Genomic DNA, 20,449 nt, shown 5'->3' with positions numbered 1-20,449 from the left:
AGCACCGGCGCCCCACCGGCTCGCCGCGCGACGTTGCAACAGAGCCGCCGTGCGCGCCCACCGGCCCCCTCCCCACGATCCGGCCCGCTGATGGGGGCACCGCACCCCCACCAGCCCCTGCCCACGACCCAACCGGTCCGAGCACCGGCGCCCCACCGGCTCGCCGCGCGACGTTGCAACAGAGCCGCCGTGCGCGCCCACCGGCCCCCTCCCCACGATCCGGCTCGTCAGGGCGCCGGCGCACCCACCGGGTTCGGGTGCGGCACCGGGACCGGCACCAGCGCGCGTGCGATCGGCCGCAGCCAGCCGTCCAGCGCGGCCAGCTCGTCCTCGCCCACTGCCGAGTACGGCATCGCCGCCAGCTCGTCCGTGCGCCGCTCGATGTGGTCCCGCAGGCGGGCGCCCCGGTCGGTCAGCCCGCGCCCGTCGATCAGGCCGCGGGCGGCCAGCCGGTCCCGGGCCGCCGTCCACTCCTCGTCCGTCCAGCCGCGGTTGGGCGCCACGACGCTCCGGCTGCCGTCCGCCGCGTCGCGCAGGGCGTGTGCTTCCAGGCCGTCGACGCCCTCCGCGGCCAGCACCGCCACGTGCCCGTCGCCGCGGTGCTCGCGCAACGTCGTCGCCGCCTGCCACAGCGCCGCGAGCGGGTCGTCCGGCCACGGCAGCGCGGCGTTCGCGGCCCCCAGCGGCCGGCCCGCCCAGCCGGCCGCCGCCACGATCCGCCGCAGCACCGGCAGCACCGGACCCGGCACCTCGCGCACGTGGTCCCGCAACGCCGCCACCGCGCCCGCGCTCCGGGCGGCCAGCGCCTCCGCCGGGGACACCACCTCCCAGATCGACGGCACCGACCGCGCCAGGAACGACGGCGCGAAGCCGTAGAACACGGCGGTCACCACGCCGAGCCCGGCCGCCCCCAGCGGCGCCGCCCGCGTCGCGACGTAGCCGCGCCAGAACCCACGCAGCCCGGCCGCCTCGTGCGCCGCCTTGGCCTGCGGCGCGAAGTAGGTGACGTCGTGCAGCGTCTCCAGCACGACCCACAGCTCCCGCGCCCTCACCGCGCCACCGCCGGTCGCCGCCGCGCCACCCCGGTGGCCTGCTCGAACGCGTGCCCCAGCTGCAGCACGGCGAAGTCGGCGCGGTGCGGGCCCACGATCTGCAGCCCGACCGGCAGGCCGCCGGGCGTGAACCCGGCGGGCACCGACAACGCGGGCGAGCCGCTGACCGTCACGAAGTAGGCCGAGCGCATCCAGTCGAGGTAGGTCTCCATGTCCATGCCCGCGACCCGCACCGGGTACTCCAGCTCCGCGTCGAACGGCGGCACCTGGCTGACCGGCAGCAGCAGGAAGTCGTAGCGCGTGAAGAACTCGCGGAAGCGGTGGAACAGCTCGGTGCGCAGGACTTCGGCGCGGCCGACGTCGGTCGCCGACAGCCGCAGCCCCTCCTCGGTGTTCCACACGATGGTGTCCTTGATCCGGTCCCGCTCGGTTTCCAGCAGCGGCCCGTACTTCACCGCGAACTGCCACGCCCGCAGGATCCGGAACGCCTCGTCCGCGCCGGCGAAGTCCGGGCAGTCGCGCTCCACCACGCACCCCAGGTCGCCGAACACCTTCGCCGACGCCTCGACGACGTCGGCCACCTCCGGTTCCACCGGCACGCTGCCGCCCAGGTCGGGCGACCACGCGATCCGCAGGCCCCGCACGTCACGGTCCAGCGGACGGGCGAAAATCTCCCCCGGCTCGTCCAGCGCGATCGGCGACCGGGGGTCCGGGCCGGCGAGCACCGACAGCAGCAGGGCCGCGTCGGCGACCGTGCGGGCCATCGGACCGGCCGTCGCCAGCCCCGACCAGCCCAGCGGCGCCGGCCACGACGGCACCCGCCCGATCGACGGCCGGAAGCCGACCACGTTGCAGAACGACGCCGGGTTGCGCAGCGACCCGCCGAGGTCGCTGCCGTCGGCCAGCGGGTGCATCCCGGTGGCCAGCGCCGCCGCCGCGCCCCCACTGCTCCCGCCCGCCGACCGGGACAGGTCGTAGGGGTTGCGGGTGGCGCCGAAGACCGGGTTGAAGGTGTGCGAGCCGGCGGCGAACTCCGGCACGTTGGTCTTGCCGATGCTGATCACCCCGGCGGCCCGCATGCGCTCGACCACCAGCTCGTCCCGTTCGGGCACGTGGTCGGCGTGCAGGGGCGAGCCGAAGGTGGTGCGGATGCCCGCAGTCTCGTGGGTGTCCTTGTGCGCGACCGGGATCCCGTGCAGGGGCGGCAGTTCCGCGCCGCGGGCGGCGCGTTCGTCGGCTTCGGCCGCCTCGGCCAGCGCCCGCTCGGCGACGAGCGTGACGACGGCGTTGACGTCCGGGTTCACGCGCTCGATCTGGTCCAGGTGCGCCTGCACGACCTCGCGGGCGGACAGCTCGCGCGCCCCGAGCGCGGCGCGCAGTTCCCGTGCGGTGCGGAAGGAGATGTCGGTCACGGTGCGATCCTGCCAGTCCCCGGGCGCGCGCGGATGAGACGATTCCGGGGTGGCAGGTGAGGCGGCACGCCGGGTGATCGACGGTCCGGCCGTCGAGGCGGCGCTGGACGGCCTCGGCGACCGCGACGTGGTGCGCGAGTGGGCCGAGCGGTTCTCGGTGCTGGCCGACCCCTCGCGCCTGACGTTGCTCGTGTGCATCCACTACGCGCGCGAGATCTGCGTGTCCGACCTGGCGGTGGCAGCGGGCATGACGGACACCGCAGTGTCCCAGGCGTTGCGGCTGCTGCGCGCGCACGGTCTGGTCACCGCGCAGCGCACCGGGCGGATCGTCCGGTACCGGCTGGCGGACGCCACCGTCCACGAGCTCATCCACCACGTCCGGCCGCACCGGCAACACTAGAGCCGCGCGGTATAGGTCGTTATACGGCGGTGGCGCGCGGCGAGCCCGCCGGTTCGCAGGTACCGTGCAGGCATGATCGGGTTGCCCGACGGCATCACCGCGTGCCTGTTCGACCTGGACGGTGTCCTGACCGGCACCGCCGCGCTGCACCGGGAAGCCTGGAAGCAGACGTTCGACCAGTTCCTGCGCGAACGGCACGGAAGCGGTTTCCACCCGTTCACCGACGCGGACTACGCCCGCTACGTGGACGGGCGGCCGCGGCTGGACGGGGTGCGCACGTTCCTCACCGCGCGCGGGATCGAGCTGCCCGAGGGCGGCCCGGACGACGCGGTCACCGAGCACACCGTGCACGGGCTGGGGAACCGCAAGAACGACCTCGTGCTGCGGATCATCGCCGAGCGCGGGCCGAACCCGTACCCGGGGTCGCGCCGGTACCTGGAGGCCGCGCGGGACGCCGGGATGGCGATCGCGGTGGTGACGTCGTCGGCGAACGCGCAGGCGGTGCTGGACGCGGCGGAGTTCACCCCGTTCGTGCAGGCCCGCATCGACGGGCTGGTCATCACCCGGGACGGGCTGCGCGGCAAACCGGCGCCGGACTCCTTCCTGGCCGGGGCGAAGGCGCTGGGCGTGGAACCCGCGCGGGCGGCGGTGTTCGAGGACGCACTGGCCGGGGTGGAAGCCGGCCGGGCCGGGCACTTCGGGTTCGTCGTCGGGGTGAACCGGGCGGACCAGGCGGAGGCGCTGCGGGAGCACGGCGCCGACGTGGTGGTGGACGATCTCGCGGAACTGCTGGGGGACGCATGAGCCTCGTGACTCGCGGCTACGAGTGCGCGCCGTGGGAACTGCGGTGGCGCGGCCTCGCGGTCGACCAGTTGCAGCGCACGGAATCGACCTTCGCGTTGTCGAACGGGCACATTGGCCTGCGCGGCACCCTCGAAGAGGGCGAGCCGCGCGGCCTGCCCGGCACCTACCTGAACGGCTTCTACGAGGAGCACGAGCTGCCCTACGCCGAGGCGGGGTACGGCTACCCGGAGGCCGGGCAGACGGTCGTGAACGTGACCGACGGCAAGATCATCCGCCTGCTGGTGGAGGACGAGCCGTTCGACATGCGTTACGGCACAGCGACTTCCCACGAGCGGGTGCTGGACTTCCGGACGGGCACGCTGACCCGCACTACCGAGTGGTCGTCGCCGACCGGGCGGCACGTGCGGGTGCGCACGCAGCGGCTGGTGTCGTTCACTCAGCGCGCGGTGGTGGCGATCCGGTACGAGGTCGAGCCGCTGGACGGGAAGATGCAGCTGGTGCTGCAGTCCGACCTGCTGGCGAACGAGCCGATCGAGTCGGACACCAGGGACCCGCGGGTGGCCGCGGCGCTGCAGTCGCCGCTGGAGTCGGAGTTCTTCCTCGCCGACCACTACCGCGCGGTGCTGGTGCACCAGACGCGGCGGTCCGGCTTGCGTGTGGCGGCGGCGATGGACCACCAGATCGAATCGCCGGACGGGTTGCGCACCGACATCCTCGCCGAGGAGGACCTGGCGCGGCTGAGCATCGCGGTGGACGTGCCGCAGGGCAAGGTGCTGCGGCTGACCAAGTTCGTCGGCTACGGGTGGTCGGCGCAGCGTTCGGTGCCGGCGTTGCGCGCGCAGGTCGACGCCGCGCTCGCCGGGGCGCTGCAGACCGGCTGGGACGGGCTGCTGGCCGAGCAGCGCGCGTTCCTCGACGACTTCTGGGAGACCGCCGACGTCGAGATCGACGGCGACCCGGAGCTGCAGCAGGCGACCCGGTTCGCGTTGTTCCACATCCTGCAGGCCGGGGCCCGCGGGGAAAGCCGCGCGATCCCCGGCAAGGGGCTGACCGGGCCGGGCTACGACGGCCACGCGTTCTGGGACACCGAGTCGTTCGTGCTGCCGGTGCTGACCTACAGCGTGCCGGAGGCGGCGCGGGATGCGTTGCGGTGGCGGCATTCCACGCTGCCCAAGGCGCGGGAGCGGGCGCGGCAGCTCGGCCTGCGCGGCGCGGCGTTCCCGTGGCGGTCGATCAACGGCGCGGAGTGCTCGGCGTACTGGCCCGCGGGCACCGCGGCGTTCCACGTCAGCGCCGACATCGCCGACGCGGTCGCCCGCTACTACTGGGCCACCGGCGACGCGGAGTTCGAGCGCCAGTGCGGCACCGAGCTGCTGCTGGAGACCGCGCGGCTGTGGATGTCGCTCGGGCACTTCGACCGGCACGGCCGGTTCCGCATCGACGGGGTGACCGGGCCGGACGAGTACTCGGCGGTCGCGGACAACAACGTGTACACGAACCTGATGGCGCAGCGGAACTTCCGCGAGGCGGCGGCGTCCTGCGAGCGGGTGCCGGAGGTCGCGTCACTGTTCGGTGTGGACGAAGCCGAGGTGGCGGGCTGGCGGCGGGCGGCCGAGCAGATGTATGTGCCCTACAACGAAGAACTCGGTGTGCACCCGCAGTCGGAGGGCTTCACCGAGCACCTGGACTGGGACTTCGCCGGCACGCCGCTGGAGAACTACCCGCTGCTGCTGAACTACCCGTACTTCGACCTGTACCGCAAGCAGGTGGTGAAGCAGGCCGACCTGGTGCTGGCGCTGCACCTGCGGGGCGACGCGTTCACGCCGGAGCAGAAGCAGCGCAACTTCGCCTACTACGAGGCCAGGACGGTGCGGGACTCGTCGCTGTCGGCGGGCACGCAGTCGGTGATCGCGGCCGAGGTGGGGCACCTGGACCTGGCCTACGACTACCTGGGCGAGGCGGCGCTGACCGACCTGCACGACGTGCACAACAACGTGCGCAACGGGCTGCACATGGCGTCGCTGGCCGGGGCGTGGATGGGGGTGGTCGCGGGCTTCGGCGGGATGCGCGACCACGACGGCAAGCTGAGCTTCGCGCCGCGGCTGCCGCCCGCGCTGGAGCGGATCCAGTTCCGCATGTGCTTCCGGGAGAGCCGCTTCCTGGTGGAAATCCACCGCGACGACGCGACGTACCGGCTGCTGTCCGGGAAGCCGGTGGAGATCCGGCACCACGGGGAGCCGATGTCGGTCACCGAGGCCGCCACGACGAAGCCGATCCCGCCGATCGACCCCGGCCCGGCGCCGCACCAGCCCGCGGGCCGCGAGCCGGCCCGCAGGGACCCGGCCCAGGTGCGGCGCAACATCGCCGCATCCCGCTGAGCGGACCAGAGCGGCTGGACCGTCTCCGGGGCGGGCCGCCGACCGGGGCGCCCCGCGGCGAACACCGCCGCTTCCCGCAGGGTGAGCCAGGATAGGGCCGGACCATCGCCGCACCCCGCTGAGCGGACCAGAGCGGCTGGACCGTCTCCAGGGCGGCGGGCCGCCGGCCGGAGCGCCCCGCGGCGAACACCGCCGCTTCCCGCAGGGTGAGCCGGGATAGGGCCGGACCATCGCCGCATCCCGCTCAGCGGACCAGAGCGCTGGACTGTCTCCGGGGCGCGCCGCCGGGGCGCCCCGCGGCGAACACCGCCGCTTCCCGCAGGGTGAGCTGGGATAGGGCCGCTTCCTGCTGAGATTCAGGCCCAGCCACACCGTCGCCACCGAGACGGCGCACCGCGGCCGGCCACCGGCAGTCCCGCCCCCGGTGTGGAACCCTGGGGCGGGACTGCCCTCGGGCCAGGTGATGGGGCGCGCAGCCCCCGGCGCCAGTCCGGCACCACCCCGCGGTGCGCCGGGCCGTTGTCAGTCCGCGCCCTGCACTAAGCCGCAGCGTCAATCCGCGCGGTGCAGCTTGTCCGGCTTGTGCACTGCGGGCACGCGGCGCCGCGCCTGCACGCCGCCTCACCCCGCGGGGTCAGTCGGGCGGTTCCGGGATCCCCTCGTCCGGCTTGACCTCTTCGGTGTTCGGCGGCTTCTCGACGTCCTCGGTGGGTCCCATGTCCAGGTCGGGGTGCCGGACGTCGGGGAAGTCCGGCGACAGGGGCGGTTCGGGGCTGACCGGCTTCTTCTCGTCGTCCTTGTCGTTCATGGCACCGGCTTACCCCTTTTCCGCGAACTGTCAACCGGCCTGGCACCGCGGGCACCACACGGTGCCGCGCCCGCCGACCCGGCCGTGCTCCAACACGGTCCCGCATCGCGGGCAAGTCCCCGACGGCTCGTCCCGCCGCCCGGTGAGCCACGTCGTGCGCGGCGGCACCCGCCCGGCCTTCACCGCCGCCCGCAGCACCTCGCGCATCTCCCGGTGCAACCGGTCGGCCGCCGTGCCATCGAGGTCCGCGGCGCGCACCTGCGGAGCCAGCCGGGCCCGCCACAGGATCTCGTCGGCCAGCAGGTTCCCGAGCCCGGCGAGCACCGCCTGGTCGGTCAGCAGCTGTTTGAGCCCGCGACGGCGGCCGAGGAGGACGCGGAACCGCTCCTTCGGCACGTCCAGCGCGTCCGGGCCGGTGTCCGCGAGCAGCCGGTCCAGCTCCGCGTCGTCCGCGAGCAGGCGCAGGCCCTGCAGCTTCCGCATGTCGCGGTAGCGCAGCTCCCCGTCGTCGAAGGCGAAGATCACCCGGTCGTGCCGGTTGCGGTCGTCCAGTTCGGACCACTCCAGCGACCCGGTCATGCCGAAGTGCAGCACCATCGTGGCGGGACGGCCGTCCACCGGCACGATCAGCCACTTCCCCCGCCGCCGGGGCTCGCCGAAGCGCTGGTGCCGCAACGTCTCCCGCAGCCTGCGCGCGCTCACCCCGCGCAGCACGCCCGCGTCCAGCGTGGTCACGCCGGTGATCCGCTTGCCGACCCCGTGGGCGGCCAGGGTGCGGCGGAAACCTTCGACGTCCGGCAGCTCGGGCACACCACAGCTTGCCACCCCGCGCCGGCGCCCAAACCTCAATTCATCACTTGTTGATTTCCGGCGGGCGAGCGGGCATGCTGATCGCATGGTGCTGTCGAAGAGGGTCGCCCGGTTCAACCGCGTGGCGACCAACCGCGTGCTCGGACCGCTGACGAAGGGGCTGCCCGGCTTCGGGACGATCGTCCACCGCGGCCGCAAGTCCGGGAAGACCTACCGGACGCCGGTGAACGTCTTCCGCGCCGGGGACGGCTTCGTCGTCGCCCTGACCTACGGGCCGCAGGCCGACTGGGTCCGGAACGTCCTGGCCGCGGGCGGGTGCGGGATCGAGACGCGGGGCCGGGTCGTCGAAACGACCCGGCCCCGGCTCGTGCACGACGAGAAGCGGACCAGCATGCCGGCGGGCGTCCGCCAGGTCCTGTCGGTCATCGGCGTGACCGACTTCCTGTTCCTCGACCGGGTCAGCTGAGCAGTTCCCGCAGCTCGCTCACCACGCCGACGCGGCGCGCGGGGTCGGGTTCCAGGAACGTCACCTGCAGGGTGGTGACCCCGGCCTCGCGCAGGGCGGCCAGGCGCTCCTTGACCAGCCCCTTCGGCCCGACCAGCGAGATCGCCCGCAGCAGCTCGACAGGCACCGCCGCGGCGGCCTCCTCCTTCTTGCCGTCGAGGTAGAGGTCCTGGATCAGCTTGGCCTCGGCCTCGTAGCCGTACCTGCAGGCGAGCTCGTTGTAGAAGTTCTTGCCGCGGGCGCCCATGCCGCCGACGTAGAGCGCGACCACGGGACGCACCCAGTCGAGCATGTGGCCGACGTCCTCGCCGATCGCCACCGGCACCCCGACGGCCACGTCGAGGTCGCCGAGCGACGGGTCGCGCTTGGCCCTGCCCTCGGCCAGCGCCTCGCCCCACACCTCGGAAGCCCGCTCCGGGTGGAAGAAGATCGGCTGCCAGCCCTCGGCGATCTCCGCGGTCAGCGCCACGTTCTTCGGGCCGATCGCCGCGATCTGCACCGGGATCCGCTCGCGCACCGGGTGGTTGATGATCTTCAGCGGCTTGCCCAGGCCGGTGCCCTGGTCGGCGGGCAGCGGGATCTTGTAGTGCTTGCCGTCGTGGACCACGCGCTCGCGGCGCCACACCTGGCGGCAGATCTCCACGATCTCGCGGGTCCGGCCCAGCGGGGCGTCGTAGCGCACCCCGTGGAAGCCCTCCACGACCTGCGGCCCGGACGCGCCGATGCCGAGGATGAACCGCCCGTCGGAGACGAAGTCCAGGCCGGCCGCCGTCATCGCGGTCAGCGTCGGGGTCCGCGTGTAGATCTGCAGGATGCCGGACGCGAGCTGGACGCGCTCGGTCTTCGCCGCGACGTAGCCGAGCTGGCTGACCGCGTCGAACGAGTAGGCCTCGGGGATGGTGACGACGTCGAGCCCGGCCTTCTCCAGCTCGACGACGTCCCGGACGCTCTCGGCGAACCCGCCGGAGTACGAGATCTGGGTGCCGATCCGCATCGATCCAACCCTTCTAAGCGATCGCTTACCTGATTGCCGAGCACATTACCGGCTGGTAATCCAGTTCGAAACCACCCGGTCGAGGACCGGCAGCGGGAGGATGCCGTGCCCGAGCACCACGTCGTGGAAATCCCGGATGTCGAACCGGTCCCCCAGCGCCCGCTCCGCGCCGGCCCGGATCCGCTCGATCTCCAGCCGTCCCGTCATGTAGGACAGCGCCTGGCCGGGGCAGCCCGCGTAGCGGTCGACCTCCTCCTCGATCTCCACCGGGGCCATCGGCGTGTTCTCCCGCAGGTAGTCCACCGCCTGCTGACGCGACCAGCCCAGCGCGTGCAGGCCGGTGTCCACCACCAGCCGCGCGGCACGCATGGCGTCCTGGGTCAGCATCCCGAACCGCGCCACGTCCCCGGTGTAGAGCCCCATCTCCTCGGCCAGCCGCTCGGCGTAGAGCCCCCAGCCCTCGGTGTAGGCGTTGACGTCGGCGACGCGGCGCAGCAGCGGCAGGTCCAGCTCGAGCGCCAGGGACAGCTGGAAGTGGTGCCCCGGGATCGCCTCGTGGTAGGCGACCGCCTCGCTGACGTGACGGAACCGCTCCCCGGCGTGGAAGGTGTTGGCGTAGTAGATCCCCGGCCGGGAGCCGTCGAGCGCCGGTTCGACGTAGTAGGCGATGGTGCCCGCGTCCGCATCGCTCTCCGGCACCGGGCGCACCTCGCAGCGCGCGGACGGGATCGTCCGGAACCACCGGGGCGCCTCGGCTTCCGCCCGCGTGATGGCGGCGCGCGCGGCGGCCAGCAGCTCCTCGCCGCTGCCCCACCGCAGCGCCGGATCGGTGCGCAGGCGCTCGAAGATCCCGGCCAGGTCGCCGGTGCCGAACACGCGGCGGCCCAGGGTGCGGAACTCCCCGGCGAGGTCGGCGATCAGCGCCAGCCCGATGTCGTGCAGCTCCTGCGCGGTGCGCTCCGTGGTGGTGTGCGCGCGGATCAGCCCGGCGTAACGCAGGAGGCCGCCCGGCTGCCAGCACAGCCCGGCCTCCTCGGCGGGCCGGGCCCGCGGCCGCAGGTCTTCGCGGAGGAACTCGCGGTAGCGGGCCAGCGCGGGCCGGACGAACCCGGACAGCAGCGCGTCGCGCTCGGCCGCCAGCGTCGCCGAACCGACATCGAGCCGGAGCGAGGTCAGCTCCGGCACGGCCAGCATCCGGTCGAAGTAGCCGATCGCGGAGTCCACCAGGAAGTCCGGCGGCACCGGGCCGGCCGCCTGCCGTTCCACCACCTGGTCCACGAAGGACGGGAACGCGGCGAGCCGGGCCAGGAAACCCCGCGCCCGGGTCTCGTCGGTCAGCTCGACCATCGGCAGGGTCATCAGCAGCAGCTGGAGCGGGGCGGTGAAGGCGTCGCTGACCGCGAACTCGGGCAGCCGCGCGTCGAGGAGGTCGACGGCGGCCCTGGCCTGCTGGACCACGACGTCGCGGGTCACCGCCTCCTCCGCGGTCGCGGGCGAGGCCGCTTCCGCGCGGGCCGCGACGTCCAGGTAGGCCGCCCGCTGCCGCTTCTCGGCGCTCGCGGTGAGGTCGGGCAGCCGGTCGTGGGCGCCGGGCAGGCCGAGCACCGACGGGCGCAGCGGGTCGGCCTCGAACAGCAGGCCGGTGAGCTCCTCGGCGAGGGCGTTCACCTCGCTCATGCCCGCGCGATCCACTCGTCGACGACCGCCTCCAGCACCGACAGCGGCAGCGCGCCGCCGCCGAGGACCAGGTCGTGGAAGGCGCGGATGTCGAACCGCTCCCCCAGCGCCTGCTCGGCCCGCGCCCGCACGCGCTGGATCTCCAGGCGTCCCACCATGTACGCCAGCGCCTGGCCGGGGTACGCGATGTAACGGTCCACTTCGGACTCGATTTCGACCTGCGGCATCGGGGTGTGCTCCCGCAGGTAGTCCACGGCCTGCTGACGGCTCCAGCCCTTGGCGTGCAGGCCGGTGTCGACGACCAGGCGGCCGGCGCGCATCGAGTCCATGGTGAGCATCCCGAGCAGCGCGACGCCGTCGGAGTAGAGGCCCATCTCGGCGGCGAGCCGCTCGCTGTAGAGGCCCCAGCCCTCGGCGTAGGCGTTGAAGTCGCCGATCCGGCGCAGCAGCGGCAGCTCGGTGAGCGTCAGCGCGGTGGACAGCTGGAAGTGGTGGCCGGGGATGGCCTCGTGGAACGCGGTCACCTCGGCGGCGTGCCGGAACCGCTCGGTCACCTCGTGGGTGTTGGCGAAGTAGATGCCCGGCCGCGACCCGTCGACCGACGGCTGCAGGTAGAACGCCGCCGGGCCACCGGGCGCCTCGGCCGCGGGCACCGGCTCCACGACCCACTTGTGCGGCGGGATTCGGCCGAACCAGCGCGGCGCGGCCTCCTCCGCGCGGCTGATCGCCGACCGGGCGGTGTCGAGCAGTTCCTCGGCGCTGCCCCAGCGCAGCTCCGGATCGGTGCGCAGCCGCCGGAAGATCTCGGCCAGGTCGTCGGTGCCGAACACGCGCGCGCCGATCTCGCGGTATTCGGCGGCCAGCTCGCCGATGATGCGCAGGCCCGTCTCGTGCAGCTCGTCCGGCGTGCGGTCGGTGGTGGTGTGCGTGCGCGCCAGCGAGGCGTAGATGCGCTCGCCGTCAGGCAGCCAGCACACACCGGGCTTCTCCGGCGAGCGGCCGTGCGGCGCGATGTCCGTGGCCAGCGCGTCGCGGTAGGCGGCGAACGCGGGCCGCACCACCTCGGCCAGCACCCGCTCGCGCTCGGCGGCGAACTCCTCGCTCGGCGCTGGCTGGCGCAGCAGCGGGTCGGCGTCCGGCGCGGCCAGGTAGCGGTCCAAGTGCGCGATCGCGGCGCGCACCAGGTGCTCGACCGGCACCCGCCCCGCCGCGACGCCCGCCCGGTGCCGGTCCGCGGCCTGCTCCAGGTACCGCGGGATCGCCGCGAGCCGGCCCAGGTGGCGGCGGCCCTGCTCGTCGTCGGGCACGCCGACCATCGGCAGGATCGTCAGCAGGCCCACCGCGGGGGCGACGAAGATGTCGCTGATCGTGAACTCGACCAGGTGAGTGTCCAGCCGGTCCAGGTTGGCGCGGGCCTGGCTGAGCAGCACGTCGCGGGTCACCCGGTCCTCGGCGCTGAGCCCAGCCGGGTCGATCTCCTCGGCGCGCCGGACGAACCCGTCGAGCCGGTCGCGGTAGGCGGCCTCGGCCTCCTCGCCGAGGTCGCCGAGCCCGTCCCGGTCGGACTCCAGCCCCAGCACCGCGGGCCACAACGGCTCCGCGTCGAACAGGGCGTCCACGAACTCGTCGGCGAGCTTCACGACCTCGGTCATCCATCCATCCCAGCTTCGTCGGGTCAGCGTGCCGCCAGCCTAGAACCTCCGGGCGGCGCGCCGGGGTGAACGACCGGGCCGGGAAGGCCAGCGGGTAGCGTTTCCGGACGTGGCCGTGACCGATCCCGCCGATGCCCGCCTGCTCGCCGCACTGGCCGAACTGGGCAAGGTGGCCGTGCACGAGCTCGCGGCGCGCGTCGGCATGGACCCGCGCGAGGTGGCCTACCGGCTGGTCGCCCTGTCCGGCAGCGGGCTGCCGCTGCTGGTCGGCGTGGAGAGCGACCCGCAGGGCCTCCGCGCGGCGCTCGCCGGGGCGTTCCCGCCCGCGCAGCCGCAGACGCCGAACCCGGGGCCCTACCAGGCACCGGCCGCGCACCCGCAGTCCGGCGCGGTGCCGTTCGCGCCGTCCGGCCCAGTGCAGTCGGGCCCAGTGCCGTCCGGCGCAGTGCCGTCCGGCCCAGTACAGTCCGGCCCAGTGCCGTTCGCGCCATCCGGTGCGACGCCGGGATTCGCGCCGTCCGGCGCCGTGCCCGGTTACCCGCCGCCCGCGCAGCCGCCGCAGGCCGCGCCGCCCGGGTACCCGCCGCCCGCCCGGCCCGGTCCGGGCTACCCGCCGGCCGAGCCCTCCCCCGGCCGCGGCGTGCCGTCCGGGCCGTACCAGGTCCAGCAGGGTGCCGTGTCGGGGCCGCACCAGGTCGCGGGGGTGGCGTCCGGGCCGTATCCGGCGCCGCTGGACCCGGTGATCAGCACGTGGGGCCCGCCGCAGACGGCATCGTGGGCGCGGGGCGACCAGCGGCCCGCGCCGCCGGCCGGCCCGCGCACCGGGAAGATCGGCGACAGCCTGGCCGGGCAGGGCCTCGAAGGCGAGCAGCTCACCGTGCAGCTGCTCGAGGTGCAGGACCCGGCGGACTACCTGTTCGGCGCGGCCGGGTACCGGCTGGAACCAGGCGAGCGGGCGGTTGTGGTGCACACCGAGGTCACCAACAAGGGCCCGATCCCGTTCGTGTCGCTGCCGGACAACTACTTGGAACTGCTCACCGCCGACGGCAAGCCGGTCGCGAAGGCGCCGGTGTCGCTGACCTCGCGGCCGCCGCACAAGATCGGGGTCCAGCCCGGCGAGACGGCGGGCGGCCACACGGTGTACGTGCTGCCCGAGAGCACCCGCGTGGTGGCGGTGCGGTGGAGCCCCCGCCCCGAGCCCGACGAGCGCTCCCTGACCTGGTCCCTGGAGGACTAGGTCAGAGAGCGGTAGCGGGCGGCGATCGCCGCGGCCCGATCACCCAGCGCGGCACGCAACCACTGTGGGGCCAGCGCTTCCGCGTCCGTGCCGAGCTGCCACAACGCCCACTCGGCATGCCGCGCGTCCTGGAAGACGACCTCCAGCCGCAGCAGCCCGTCCGGGTCGGCCACTTCGGCGTGGACGGCCACCGCGGTCCGCACCAGCTCCTCCCGCCGCGCCGCGTCCACCCGGGCCATCACGGTCACCTGGTCGCCGCCGGCGCGGAACCGCGCGCTGCGTTCCCGCCACGCCCGGTCCAGATCGGCCCGGTCCGGGCGCTGCGCGGGTTCGTCGAGTGCCTCCGCCGCCCGGATGCGGGACAGCCGGTAGGTGCGGTCGGCGCCGGACCGGGTGGCCAGCAGGTAGCCCTGGCCGCGCACGGTGACCAGGCCGATCGGGTCCACCGTGCGCCACTTCGGGCTCTGGTCCACCGCCACGTAGTGAATCCGCAGCTTGTGGCCGGCCAGCACCGCCCGGCGGACCTCGGCCACGACGGCGCCGGGCACCTCCTCCTCGGCCACGCGGCGGGCGAGCAGGTCGGTCTCCGGGTCGATCAGCAACCGCTCCGCCGCGCCGGCCGCGATCTCGCGATGGCCTTCCGGGAGCGCGTCGACCACCTTGAGCATGGCCGAAGCGAGCGCCGAGCCGAGGCCGAACGCCTGCGCGCCGCGCCGCGACCCGGCGATCAGCAGGGCGAGTGCCTCGTCGTGGTTCAGCCCGGTCAGTTCGGCCCGGAACCCGGGCAGCAACGCGAAACCGCCGTGCCGTCCGCGTTCGGCATAGACCGGGACACCGGCGGCGGACAGCGCCTCGACGTCCCGCAGCACGGTGCGGGTGGACACCTCCAGCTCGCGGGCCAGCGCGGTCGCGGACAACCGGCCGTGCCGGCGCAGCAACAGCACCAGCGAGACCAGGCGGTCGGCGCGCATTCCGCGAACTCTAGCGAAATACGCGACACAGGATGTCGTGATTCGCTGCGAGGCTTCGAACCGTCACAGCACTGATCCGAAGGGAGCTGATGTGGGAGTGGAACGCACCGCGGTCGACCCGTGGACGTGGTCGGCGGAGCTGGGGTACCACCAGGGTGAACTGGTCGCCGGGCACACCCGGACCCTGTTCTGCGCCGGGCAGACCGCGATGAACGGCGACGGCAAACCCCAGCACGCCGGGGACATGGCGAAGCAGCTGGCGCTGAGCCTGGACAACCTGGAGGCCGTGCTCGCCGAGGCGGGGATGTCGCTGGCGAACCTCGTGCGGCTCAACGTCTACACCACCGACGTCGATCAGCTGTTCCCGCACTACGGCGTGCTGGCGGCGCGGCTGGGCGCGGCCGGCGTCGCCCCTCCCACGACGATGCTCGGCGTGACGCGGCTGGCGATCCCCGAGCTGATGGTCGAACTCGAAGGGACCGCGGTCGCCTAGTTCTCCGCGCGCAGCACTTCCAGCGCGTGCGCGAGGTCGTCGGGGTAGGGCGACTCGAACTGGACCCACCGGCCGTCCGCGGGGTGGGCGAACCCGAGGGTGCGGGCGTGCAGCCACTGCCGGGTCAGGCCGAGCTTGCGGGCGAGCACCGGGTCCGCGCCGTAGGTGAGGTCGCCCGCGCACGGGTGCCGCAGTGCCGAGAAGTGCACGCGGATCTGGTGGGTGCGCCCGGTTTCCAGCTTGACGTCCACCAGTGACGCCGCGCGGAAGGCCTCGATGACCTCGTAGTGCGTCACCGACGGCCGGCCGCCCGCGACCACGGCGAACTTGTAGTCGTGCCGCGGGTGCCGGTCGATCGGGGCGTCGATCGTGCCGCGGGTCGGGTCCGGGTGGCCCTGCACGACGGCGTGGTAGCCCTTGTCGACGGTGCGTTCCTTGAACGCGCGCTTCAGAACGGTGTACGCGTGCTCGCTCTTCGCCACCACCATCACGCCCGTGGTGCCGGCGTCGAGGCGGTGCACGACGCCCTGGCGCTCCGCGGCGCCGGAGGTCGAGATGCGCAGCCCGGCCGCGGCGAGCCCGCCGACGACCGTGGGCCCGGTCCAGCCCGGGCTCGGGTGCACGGCGACGCCCACCGGCTTGGACACGACCACGATGTCGTCGTCGTCGTGGAGGATGCGCAGGCCGTCGACCGGTTCGGCGACCACCTCGACCGGGTTGTCCGGGTCGGGCAGGGTCACCTCGAGCAGCACCCCGGCGGAGAGCCGGTCGGACTTGCCCGCCGGGCGGCCGTCGAGCAGGACGTCGCCGGACTCGGCCAGCTCCGCGACGACGGTGCGGGACAGGCCGAGCAGCTTCGCCAGCCCGGCGTCGACGCGCATGCCGTCGAGCCCGTCCGGGACGGGCAGCATCCGGGCGCTCAACGCTTGGCCCTCTTCACGGTGCCGTCGTACTCGCGGCCGAGCAGGGACAGCAGCACGATCAGCACGCCGCCGACGCAGATCGCCGAGTCGGCCACGTTGAAGACCGGCCACACGTCCCCGTTGGGCGCGAACAGCGACACGAAGTCGACGACGTGGCCGCGCAGCACGCCGGGCGCGCGGAAGACGCGGTCGACCAGGTTGCCGAGCGCGCCGGCGAGGATGAGCCCGAGGCCGATCGCCCAGCCAGGCGACCGCAGCCGCTTGGCGAACCAGATGAGCGCGATCACCACCCCGAACGCGACGATCGCGAACACCCAGGTCATGCCGGTGACGCCCATGCCGAAGGCCGCGAAGGGGTTGCGGATCAGCTGCAGGTAGACGAGCCCGCCGAGGACCCGGACCGGCTCGTGCCCCTCCAGGGTCACCACGACGACCGACTTGGTCACGACGTCCGCCGCGAACACCACGATCGCGATCACGGCCAGCAGCAGGGCGCGCCGCTTGGGCGGGGTGGCCGGCTGCTCGTCCGGCACGGTGTCCGGTTCCGGGGAGGGCTGGGGGTCACTGCTCACCCCGCCATTGTCCACGGCTGCCGCGACGGCCCCGGCGCAGGCCGGGAAAGCCGGTCAGCGCGCTGCCGGGCGCACGTGCCCCCTCAACGGGAAACCCGGCCGTGGCGCCGTTCCGCACACGGTGCCCGGCGCAGGCCGGCGAACCGGGCGCCGAGCCACCGCACCCAGCAGACGGGTCACCATCCGAACCCGGGGAACAGCCGCGGCGCCGGCTCAGCGCAGGAAGTCCGGCAGCGGCCGCGGGTCCGGGCACGGCGCCCACCGGCCGTCGACCACGCCGTACGTCCACCGCGCGCCCCGCGCGACGATCTGCCGAAGCGCGGTCACCAGCCGGTCGACGTGCTCGGTCGTGGTGCCCAGCCCGAGGCTCACCCGCAGCGCCTGCTGCCCCTCCCCGCCGCTGCGCTCCACCAGTCGCCGCACCGCGATGTGCGCGCAGAACGCGCCGTCGCGGACGCCGATCCCGTACTCGGCCGACAGGACCGCCGCCACCCAGCCCGGCTCGAACCCGTCGAGCACGAAGCTCACCGTGCCGACCCGCTCCGCCGCGCCGTCGAACAGGCGCAGCTCCGCCAGCCCCGGCACCGCGGCGAGGCCGCGCGTCAGCCGCTCCAGCAGCTCCCGCTCGTGCGCGGCCACCGCGTCCCACGACGCCGCCAGCTGCTCGCACGCCACGCCCAGCGCGTACACGCCCACGGTGTTGGGCGAACCGGCCTCGTGCCGCTCCACCCCGCTTTGCCACGCCACCGCGAGGCCGTCGCCGTCGCGGCGCACGGACTTCGTCGCCCCGCCTCCGGCCAGGTACGGGTCCGCCGCGCGCAGCCAGTCGCCGCGCCCGATCAGCGCGCCCGCGCCGAACGGCGCGTACAGCTTGTGCCCGGACAGCACCACGTAGTCCACGTCCAGCTCCCGCACCGAGATCGGCCGGTGCGGCGCGAGCTGGGCGCCGTCCAGCGCGATGCGCGCGCCGTGCCGCCGGGCCACCGCCGCGATCTCGGCCACCGGCAGCAGCTCGCCGGTCACGTTCGACGCGCCGGTCACGACCACCAGCCGCGGCCCCTCCGGGCACTCCGCCAGCGCACTGTCCACAGCGGACACCGCGGCCAGCCGCGTGTTCGGCAGCGGGATCCGGCGCACGTTCGGGCCGCGCCAGGGCAGGAGCGCGGCGTGGTGCTCGGTGTCGAACAGCACCACCGAGGTGTGCCGCGGCAGGCTGCGGGCCAGCAGGTTCAGCGCGTCGGTGGTGTTGCGGGTGAACACGACCGCGTCCGAGTGCCGGGCGCCGACGAACCGGCGCAGCACGTCGCGGGTGCGCTCATAGACCTTTGTGGACACCTGCGAGGCGAACCCGGCGCCGCGGTGCACGCTCGCGTAGTGCGGGAGGAACTCGTCCACCGCGCGGCGGACGGCCTCCAGGCACGGGGCGCTGGCCGCGTGGTCGAGGTTGGCGTAGTCCAGCTCCCCGCCGGTGACCAGCGGGACGGCCGCGGCGGCGGTGACGGCGGGGGTGGTGACGCGTTCGAGAGCGAGAGTCATCGGAAAGGCTCCTCGGGTCCGGGGACCCGCAAGGGGGTCCGCGCTTGCCCGCCGCACCTCGCGACGAGCCAGGTCCTCACCCGGGGCACCCCACCGCGGAAGGAGGGTTGCCGGCCAGCGAGCCGGGGCTTGGCGCTGGCACTCATGACCTACGCGGACACAGTAGCCGATCGCCCCCGCCGCGCGCCAGCGGGTCTCAGTTGCCGGACTCGCCCTTCCAGCGCGCCAGCGGCCCGGCCCGGTCCACCGCGCGGATGCGCCGCTCCGCCGCCTCCCGCGCGGACTCGGTGCTGACGATCAGGATCTGGTCGCCGCGCTGCAGCCGGTCCGTGCGCTGCGGGGTGAAGCTGCGGCCGTCTCGGACGATCAGGCTCAGCGACGCCCCGGCGGGCAGCCGCAGCTCCGACAGGTACACGCCGTGCAGGCGCGAGCCGTGCTGGATCTTGACCTGGAGCAGCTCGGCCTGCAGCTCGTCCAGCGGCGCGGCGTCGACCTCGATCTCCTTCGGCTCGGTGTCCGCCTTCAGCCGCAGCACCCGCGCGAGCGGGCCGAGCGTGAGGCCCTGCACCAGGGTGAGCACGATCACCAGCACGAACACCGCGTCCACGAGCCGTTGCGCGCCGGGCATCTCCTGGGAGAGCGGGATCATCGCGAGCACGATCGGCACCGCGCCGCGCAACCCCGCCCAGGACAGGAACACCTGCTCGCGCAGCGGCACCTTGAACGGCAGCTGTGACACCAGCACCGACACCGGCCGCGCGAACACCAGCACCACCGCGGCCGCGATCAGGCCCGGCACGATCGACTCCAGCAGCCGTTCGGGCGAGGCGAACAGGCCCAGCAGCACGAACAACCCGATCTGGGCGAGCCAGCCGAGCCCCTCGGCGAAGGACAGCGTGTCCGAGCGGTGCGGCAGCCGCGAATTGCCCAGCACGACCGCCGCGACGTAGGTGGCGAGCAGGCCGGAGGCGTGCAGCAGCTGCCCGGACGAGTAGGCCACCACGCACACCGCGACCGTCGCGAGTGGATAGAGCCCGGTGGCCGGCAGCGCGGCGCGGCGCAGCGCCCACGCCCCGGCCAGCCCGAGCAGCAGCCCGAGCACCAGGCCCGCGCCGAGTTCGTAGACCACCAGCAGCGGCAGCGACCAGTCGATCCGGGTCCCCTCGGCCAGCACGACGACCGCGATGTAGGCGGGCGCGTCGTTGATGCCGGACTCCAGTTCCAGCGCCCCCACGATCCGCCGGGGCACGCCGACGCCGCGCAGCACGGAGAACACCGCGGCCGAGTCGGTGGAGGCCAGCACCGCGCCCCACAGCAGCGCCATCCGCCAGTCCAGGCCGAGCAGCCAGTGCAAGGCGGGGCCGGTGATCGCGATGCTCAGCCCGACCGCCACTGTGGACAGTGCCACTCCCTGGCCCAGCGCGGGTTTCACCGCCGACCAGCGGGTGGTCAGGCCGCCCTCGGTGAGGATCATGACGAGGGCGGCCAGGCCCAGCGCCTGGGTGAGGAACGGGTCGGAGAACTGGATGCCGAACCCGGCTTCGCCGAGCAGCACGCCGATCGCGAGGTAGAGCAGCAGCGACGGCAGGCCGAGGCGGGTGGAGAAGCGGACCGCGAGCACGGCGGCGAGCAGGACGGCCGAGCCCAGCCCCAGCACGACCGGCAGCTCGCCCACCCGCACCTCCCCTGCCCGGATTGTCAGGCTTCAGGATAAGGAACCGAGGAGCCGGACCGCGCCCCGGTGGGGTCTTCCGGCATGTCACGGCCGCTTTTCCCTTGCCCGGCAACAAGATCGCCGACGGGTGCGTTCGACGGCAGGTGCGCGCACGATGACGACGAGTGGCCAGTGCAGCCCCCGCACGGGTGTCAGGCGACCCCAGGGCGATCAGCAGGCAGCTCCGCACCCAGAAGCGCCAGCGGCTCCCCCGCCGCCTCGGCCACCGCCACCCGGTTCGGCCGCCACTACCAACGTCAGCGACCCCAGGGTGGCCAGCGGGCGACTCCGCACCCGACAGCGCCCCCACGACCTCGGCCACCACCACCCAATCCGGCCGCCACACCAACCTCAGGCCACCCCAGGACGATCAGCAGGCAGCTCCGCACCCAGCAGCGCCAGCGGCTCCCCCGCCGCCTCGGTCACCACCACCGCCCGATCCGGCCGCCGCACGAACCAGCCCGCCTCCACGCCGCGCGCGAACAGCGCCGCCGGGAGCGCGCGGCCGGGC

At 74.0% G+C, this 20,449-nt stretch carries 18 protein-coding genes and 1 riboswitch; of the genes, 6 read left to right on the top strand and 12 right to left on the bottom strand.

What is annotated here, in order from left to right:
- Positions 1–227: 227 nt before the first annotated feature.
- The gene (locus ABZ193_RS28840) at positions 228–1,052 is read right to left on the bottom strand and encodes a hypothetical protein (RefSeq protein WP_354712198.1); all 825 of its coding nucleotides are present in this window, start codon (positions 1,050–1,052) and stop codon (positions 228–230) included.
- The gene (locus ABZ193_RS28835) at positions 1,049–2,464 is read right to left on the bottom strand and encodes an amidase (RefSeq protein WP_354712197.1); all 1,416 of its coding nucleotides are present in this window, start codon (positions 2,462–2,464) and stop codon (positions 1,049–1,051) included. Before ABZ193_RS28835 ends, ABZ193_RS28840 begins: the two co-directional genes overlap by 4 nt.
- Positions 2,465–2,513: 49 nt before the next feature.
- Between ABZ193_RS28835 and ABZ193_RS28830 the strand changes: the two genes are divergently transcribed.
- From ABZ193_RS28830 to ABZ193_RS28820, 3 genes are all read left to right on the top strand, one after another.
- Entirely contained in the window at positions 2,514–2,864 is a 351-nt protein-coding gene (locus tag ABZ193_RS28830) for a metalloregulator ArsR/SmtB family transcription factor (RefSeq protein ID WP_039792198.1), read from the top strand.
- A 72-nt stretch (positions 2,865–2,936) separates the two neighbouring features.
- Positions 2,937–3,668: a beta-phosphoglucomutase family hydrolase gene (locus ABZ193_RS28825; protein ID WP_354712196.1), complete on the top strand. Its 732-nt coding sequence runs from the start codon at positions 2,937–2,939 to the stop codon at positions 3,666–3,668.
- On the top strand, positions 3,665–6,046 hold the full coding sequence (locus ABZ193_RS28820) for a glycosyl hydrolase family 65 protein (RefSeq protein WP_027936702.1): 2,382 nt from the start codon (positions 3,665–3,667) through the stop codon (positions 6,044–6,046). The genes ABZ193_RS28825 and ABZ193_RS28820 overlap by 4 nt, the downstream gene beginning before the upstream one ends.
- Before the next feature lie 634 nt (positions 6,047–6,680).
- On the opposite strand, the gene ABZ193_RS28815 is transcribed toward ABZ193_RS28820, so the two are convergent.
- Both ABZ193_RS28815 and ABZ193_RS28810 read right to left on the bottom strand, forming a co-directional pair.
- Positions 6,681–6,854: a hypothetical protein gene (locus tag ABZ193_RS28815; protein WP_020423479.1), complete on the bottom strand. Its 174-nt coding sequence runs from the start codon at positions 6,852–6,854 to the stop codon at positions 6,681–6,683.
- A gap of 30 nt (positions 6,855–6,884) precedes the next feature.
- Positions 6,885–7,664 (bottom strand): DNA-formamidopyrimidine glycosylase family protein, encoded by a 780-nt coding sequence (locus ABZ193_RS28810; RefSeq protein ID WP_354712195.1) that lies wholly within the window; start codon positions 7,662–7,664, stop codon positions 6,885–6,887.
- Between the two features lie 85 nt (positions 7,665–7,749).
- On the opposite strand from ABZ193_RS28810, the gene ABZ193_RS28805 reads away from it, so the two are divergent.
- Positions 7,750–8,130: a nitroreductase family deazaflavin-dependent oxidoreductase gene (locus ABZ193_RS28805; RefSeq protein WP_020423477.1), complete on the top strand. Its 381-nt coding sequence runs from the start codon at positions 7,750–7,752 to the stop codon at positions 8,128–8,130.
- On the opposite strand, the gene ABZ193_RS28800 is transcribed toward ABZ193_RS28805, so the two are convergent.
- Genes ABZ193_RS28800 through ABZ193_RS28790 form a run of 3 tightly spaced genes read right to left on the bottom strand, consistent with a single transcriptional unit; the run spans position 8,123 to position 12,492 of the window.
- Positions 8,123–9,163, bottom strand: a complete 1,041-nt coding sequence (locus ABZ193_RS28800; protein WP_354712194.1) for an LLM class F420-dependent oxidoreductase — start codon at positions 9,161–9,163, stop codon at positions 8,123–8,125. The two genes, ABZ193_RS28805 and ABZ193_RS28800, sit on opposite strands and share 8 nt — an antisense overlap.
- A 45-nt stretch (positions 9,164–9,208) precedes the next feature.
- Positions 9,209–10,840, bottom strand: a complete 1,632-nt coding sequence (locus ABZ193_RS28795) for a DUF885 domain-containing protein (protein ID WP_354712193.1) — start codon at positions 10,838–10,840, stop codon at positions 9,209–9,211.
- Entirely contained in the window at positions 10,837–12,492 is a 1,656-nt protein-coding gene (locus ABZ193_RS28790; RefSeq protein ID WP_020423474.1) for a DUF885 domain-containing protein, read from the bottom strand. The genes ABZ193_RS28795 and ABZ193_RS28790 overlap by 4 nt, the downstream gene beginning before the upstream one ends.
- Before the next feature lie 109 nt (positions 12,493–12,601).
- Here ABZ193_RS28790 and ABZ193_RS28785 point away from each other — a divergent pair, with 109 nt between their 5' ends.
- Positions 12,602–13,729, top strand: coding sequence for an AsnC family protein (locus ABZ193_RS28785; protein WP_354712192.1), 1,128 nt, complete (start codon positions 12,602–12,604; stop codon positions 13,727–13,729).
- Here the strand turns inward: ABZ193_RS28785 and ABZ193_RS28780 are convergent.
- Complete coding sequence (locus ABZ193_RS28780; RefSeq protein ID WP_354712191.1) at positions 13,726–14,700, bottom strand: WYL domain-containing protein; 975 nt, start codon at positions 14,698–14,700, stop codon at positions 13,726–13,728. The genes ABZ193_RS28785 and ABZ193_RS28780 overlap by 4 nt on opposite strands.
- Positions 14,701–14,797: 97 nt before the next feature.
- Here ABZ193_RS28780 and ABZ193_RS28775 point away from each other — a divergent pair, with 97 nt between their 5' ends.
- Entirely contained in the window at positions 14,798–15,193 is a 396-nt protein-coding gene (locus tag ABZ193_RS28775) for a RidA family protein (RefSeq protein WP_354712190.1), read from the top strand.
- Here ABZ193_RS28775 and ABZ193_RS28770 read toward each other — a convergent pair.
- From ABZ193_RS28770 to ABZ193_RS28755, 4 genes are all read right to left on the bottom strand, one after another.
- On the bottom strand, positions 15,190–16,116 hold the full coding sequence (locus ABZ193_RS28770) for an RluA family pseudouridine synthase (protein WP_026153058.1): 927 nt from the start codon (positions 16,114–16,116) through the stop codon (positions 15,190–15,192). The two genes, ABZ193_RS28775 and ABZ193_RS28770, sit on opposite strands and share 4 nt — an antisense overlap.
- Positions 16,113–16,688, bottom strand: a complete 576-nt coding sequence (gene lspA, locus ABZ193_RS28765) for a signal peptidase II (RefSeq protein ID WP_354712189.1) — start codon at positions 16,686–16,688, stop codon at positions 16,113–16,115. Before lspA ends, ABZ193_RS28770 begins: the two co-directional genes overlap by 4 nt.
- Positions 16,689–16,901: 213 nt before the next feature.
- The gene (locus ABZ193_RS28760; RefSeq protein WP_354712188.1) at positions 16,902–18,224 is read right to left on the bottom strand and encodes an aminotransferase class V-fold PLP-dependent enzyme; all 1,323 of its coding nucleotides are present in this window, start codon (positions 18,222–18,224) and stop codon (positions 16,902–16,904) included.
- Positions 18,225–18,259: 35 nt separating this feature from the next.
- Positions 18,260–18,374: riboswitch (SAM riboswitch) on the bottom strand.
- A gap of 46 nt (positions 18,375–18,420) precedes the next feature.
- Positions 18,421–19,899, bottom strand: coding sequence for a potassium/proton antiporter (locus tag ABZ193_RS28755; RefSeq protein ID WP_237337437.1), 1,479 nt, complete (start codon positions 19,897–19,899; stop codon positions 18,421–18,423).
- Positions 19,900–20,449 lie beyond the last annotated feature (550 nt).

This window comes from Amycolatopsis sp. NPDC006125, from assembly GCF_040614195.1.
GTDB lineage: Bacteria > Actinomycetota > Actinomycetes > Mycobacteriales > Pseudonocardiaceae > Amycolatopsis_E > Amycolatopsis_E tucumanensis.
Note: the sequence above shows the minus strand (reverse complement) of the source record. Positions and strands in the feature narration are given on the sequence as shown.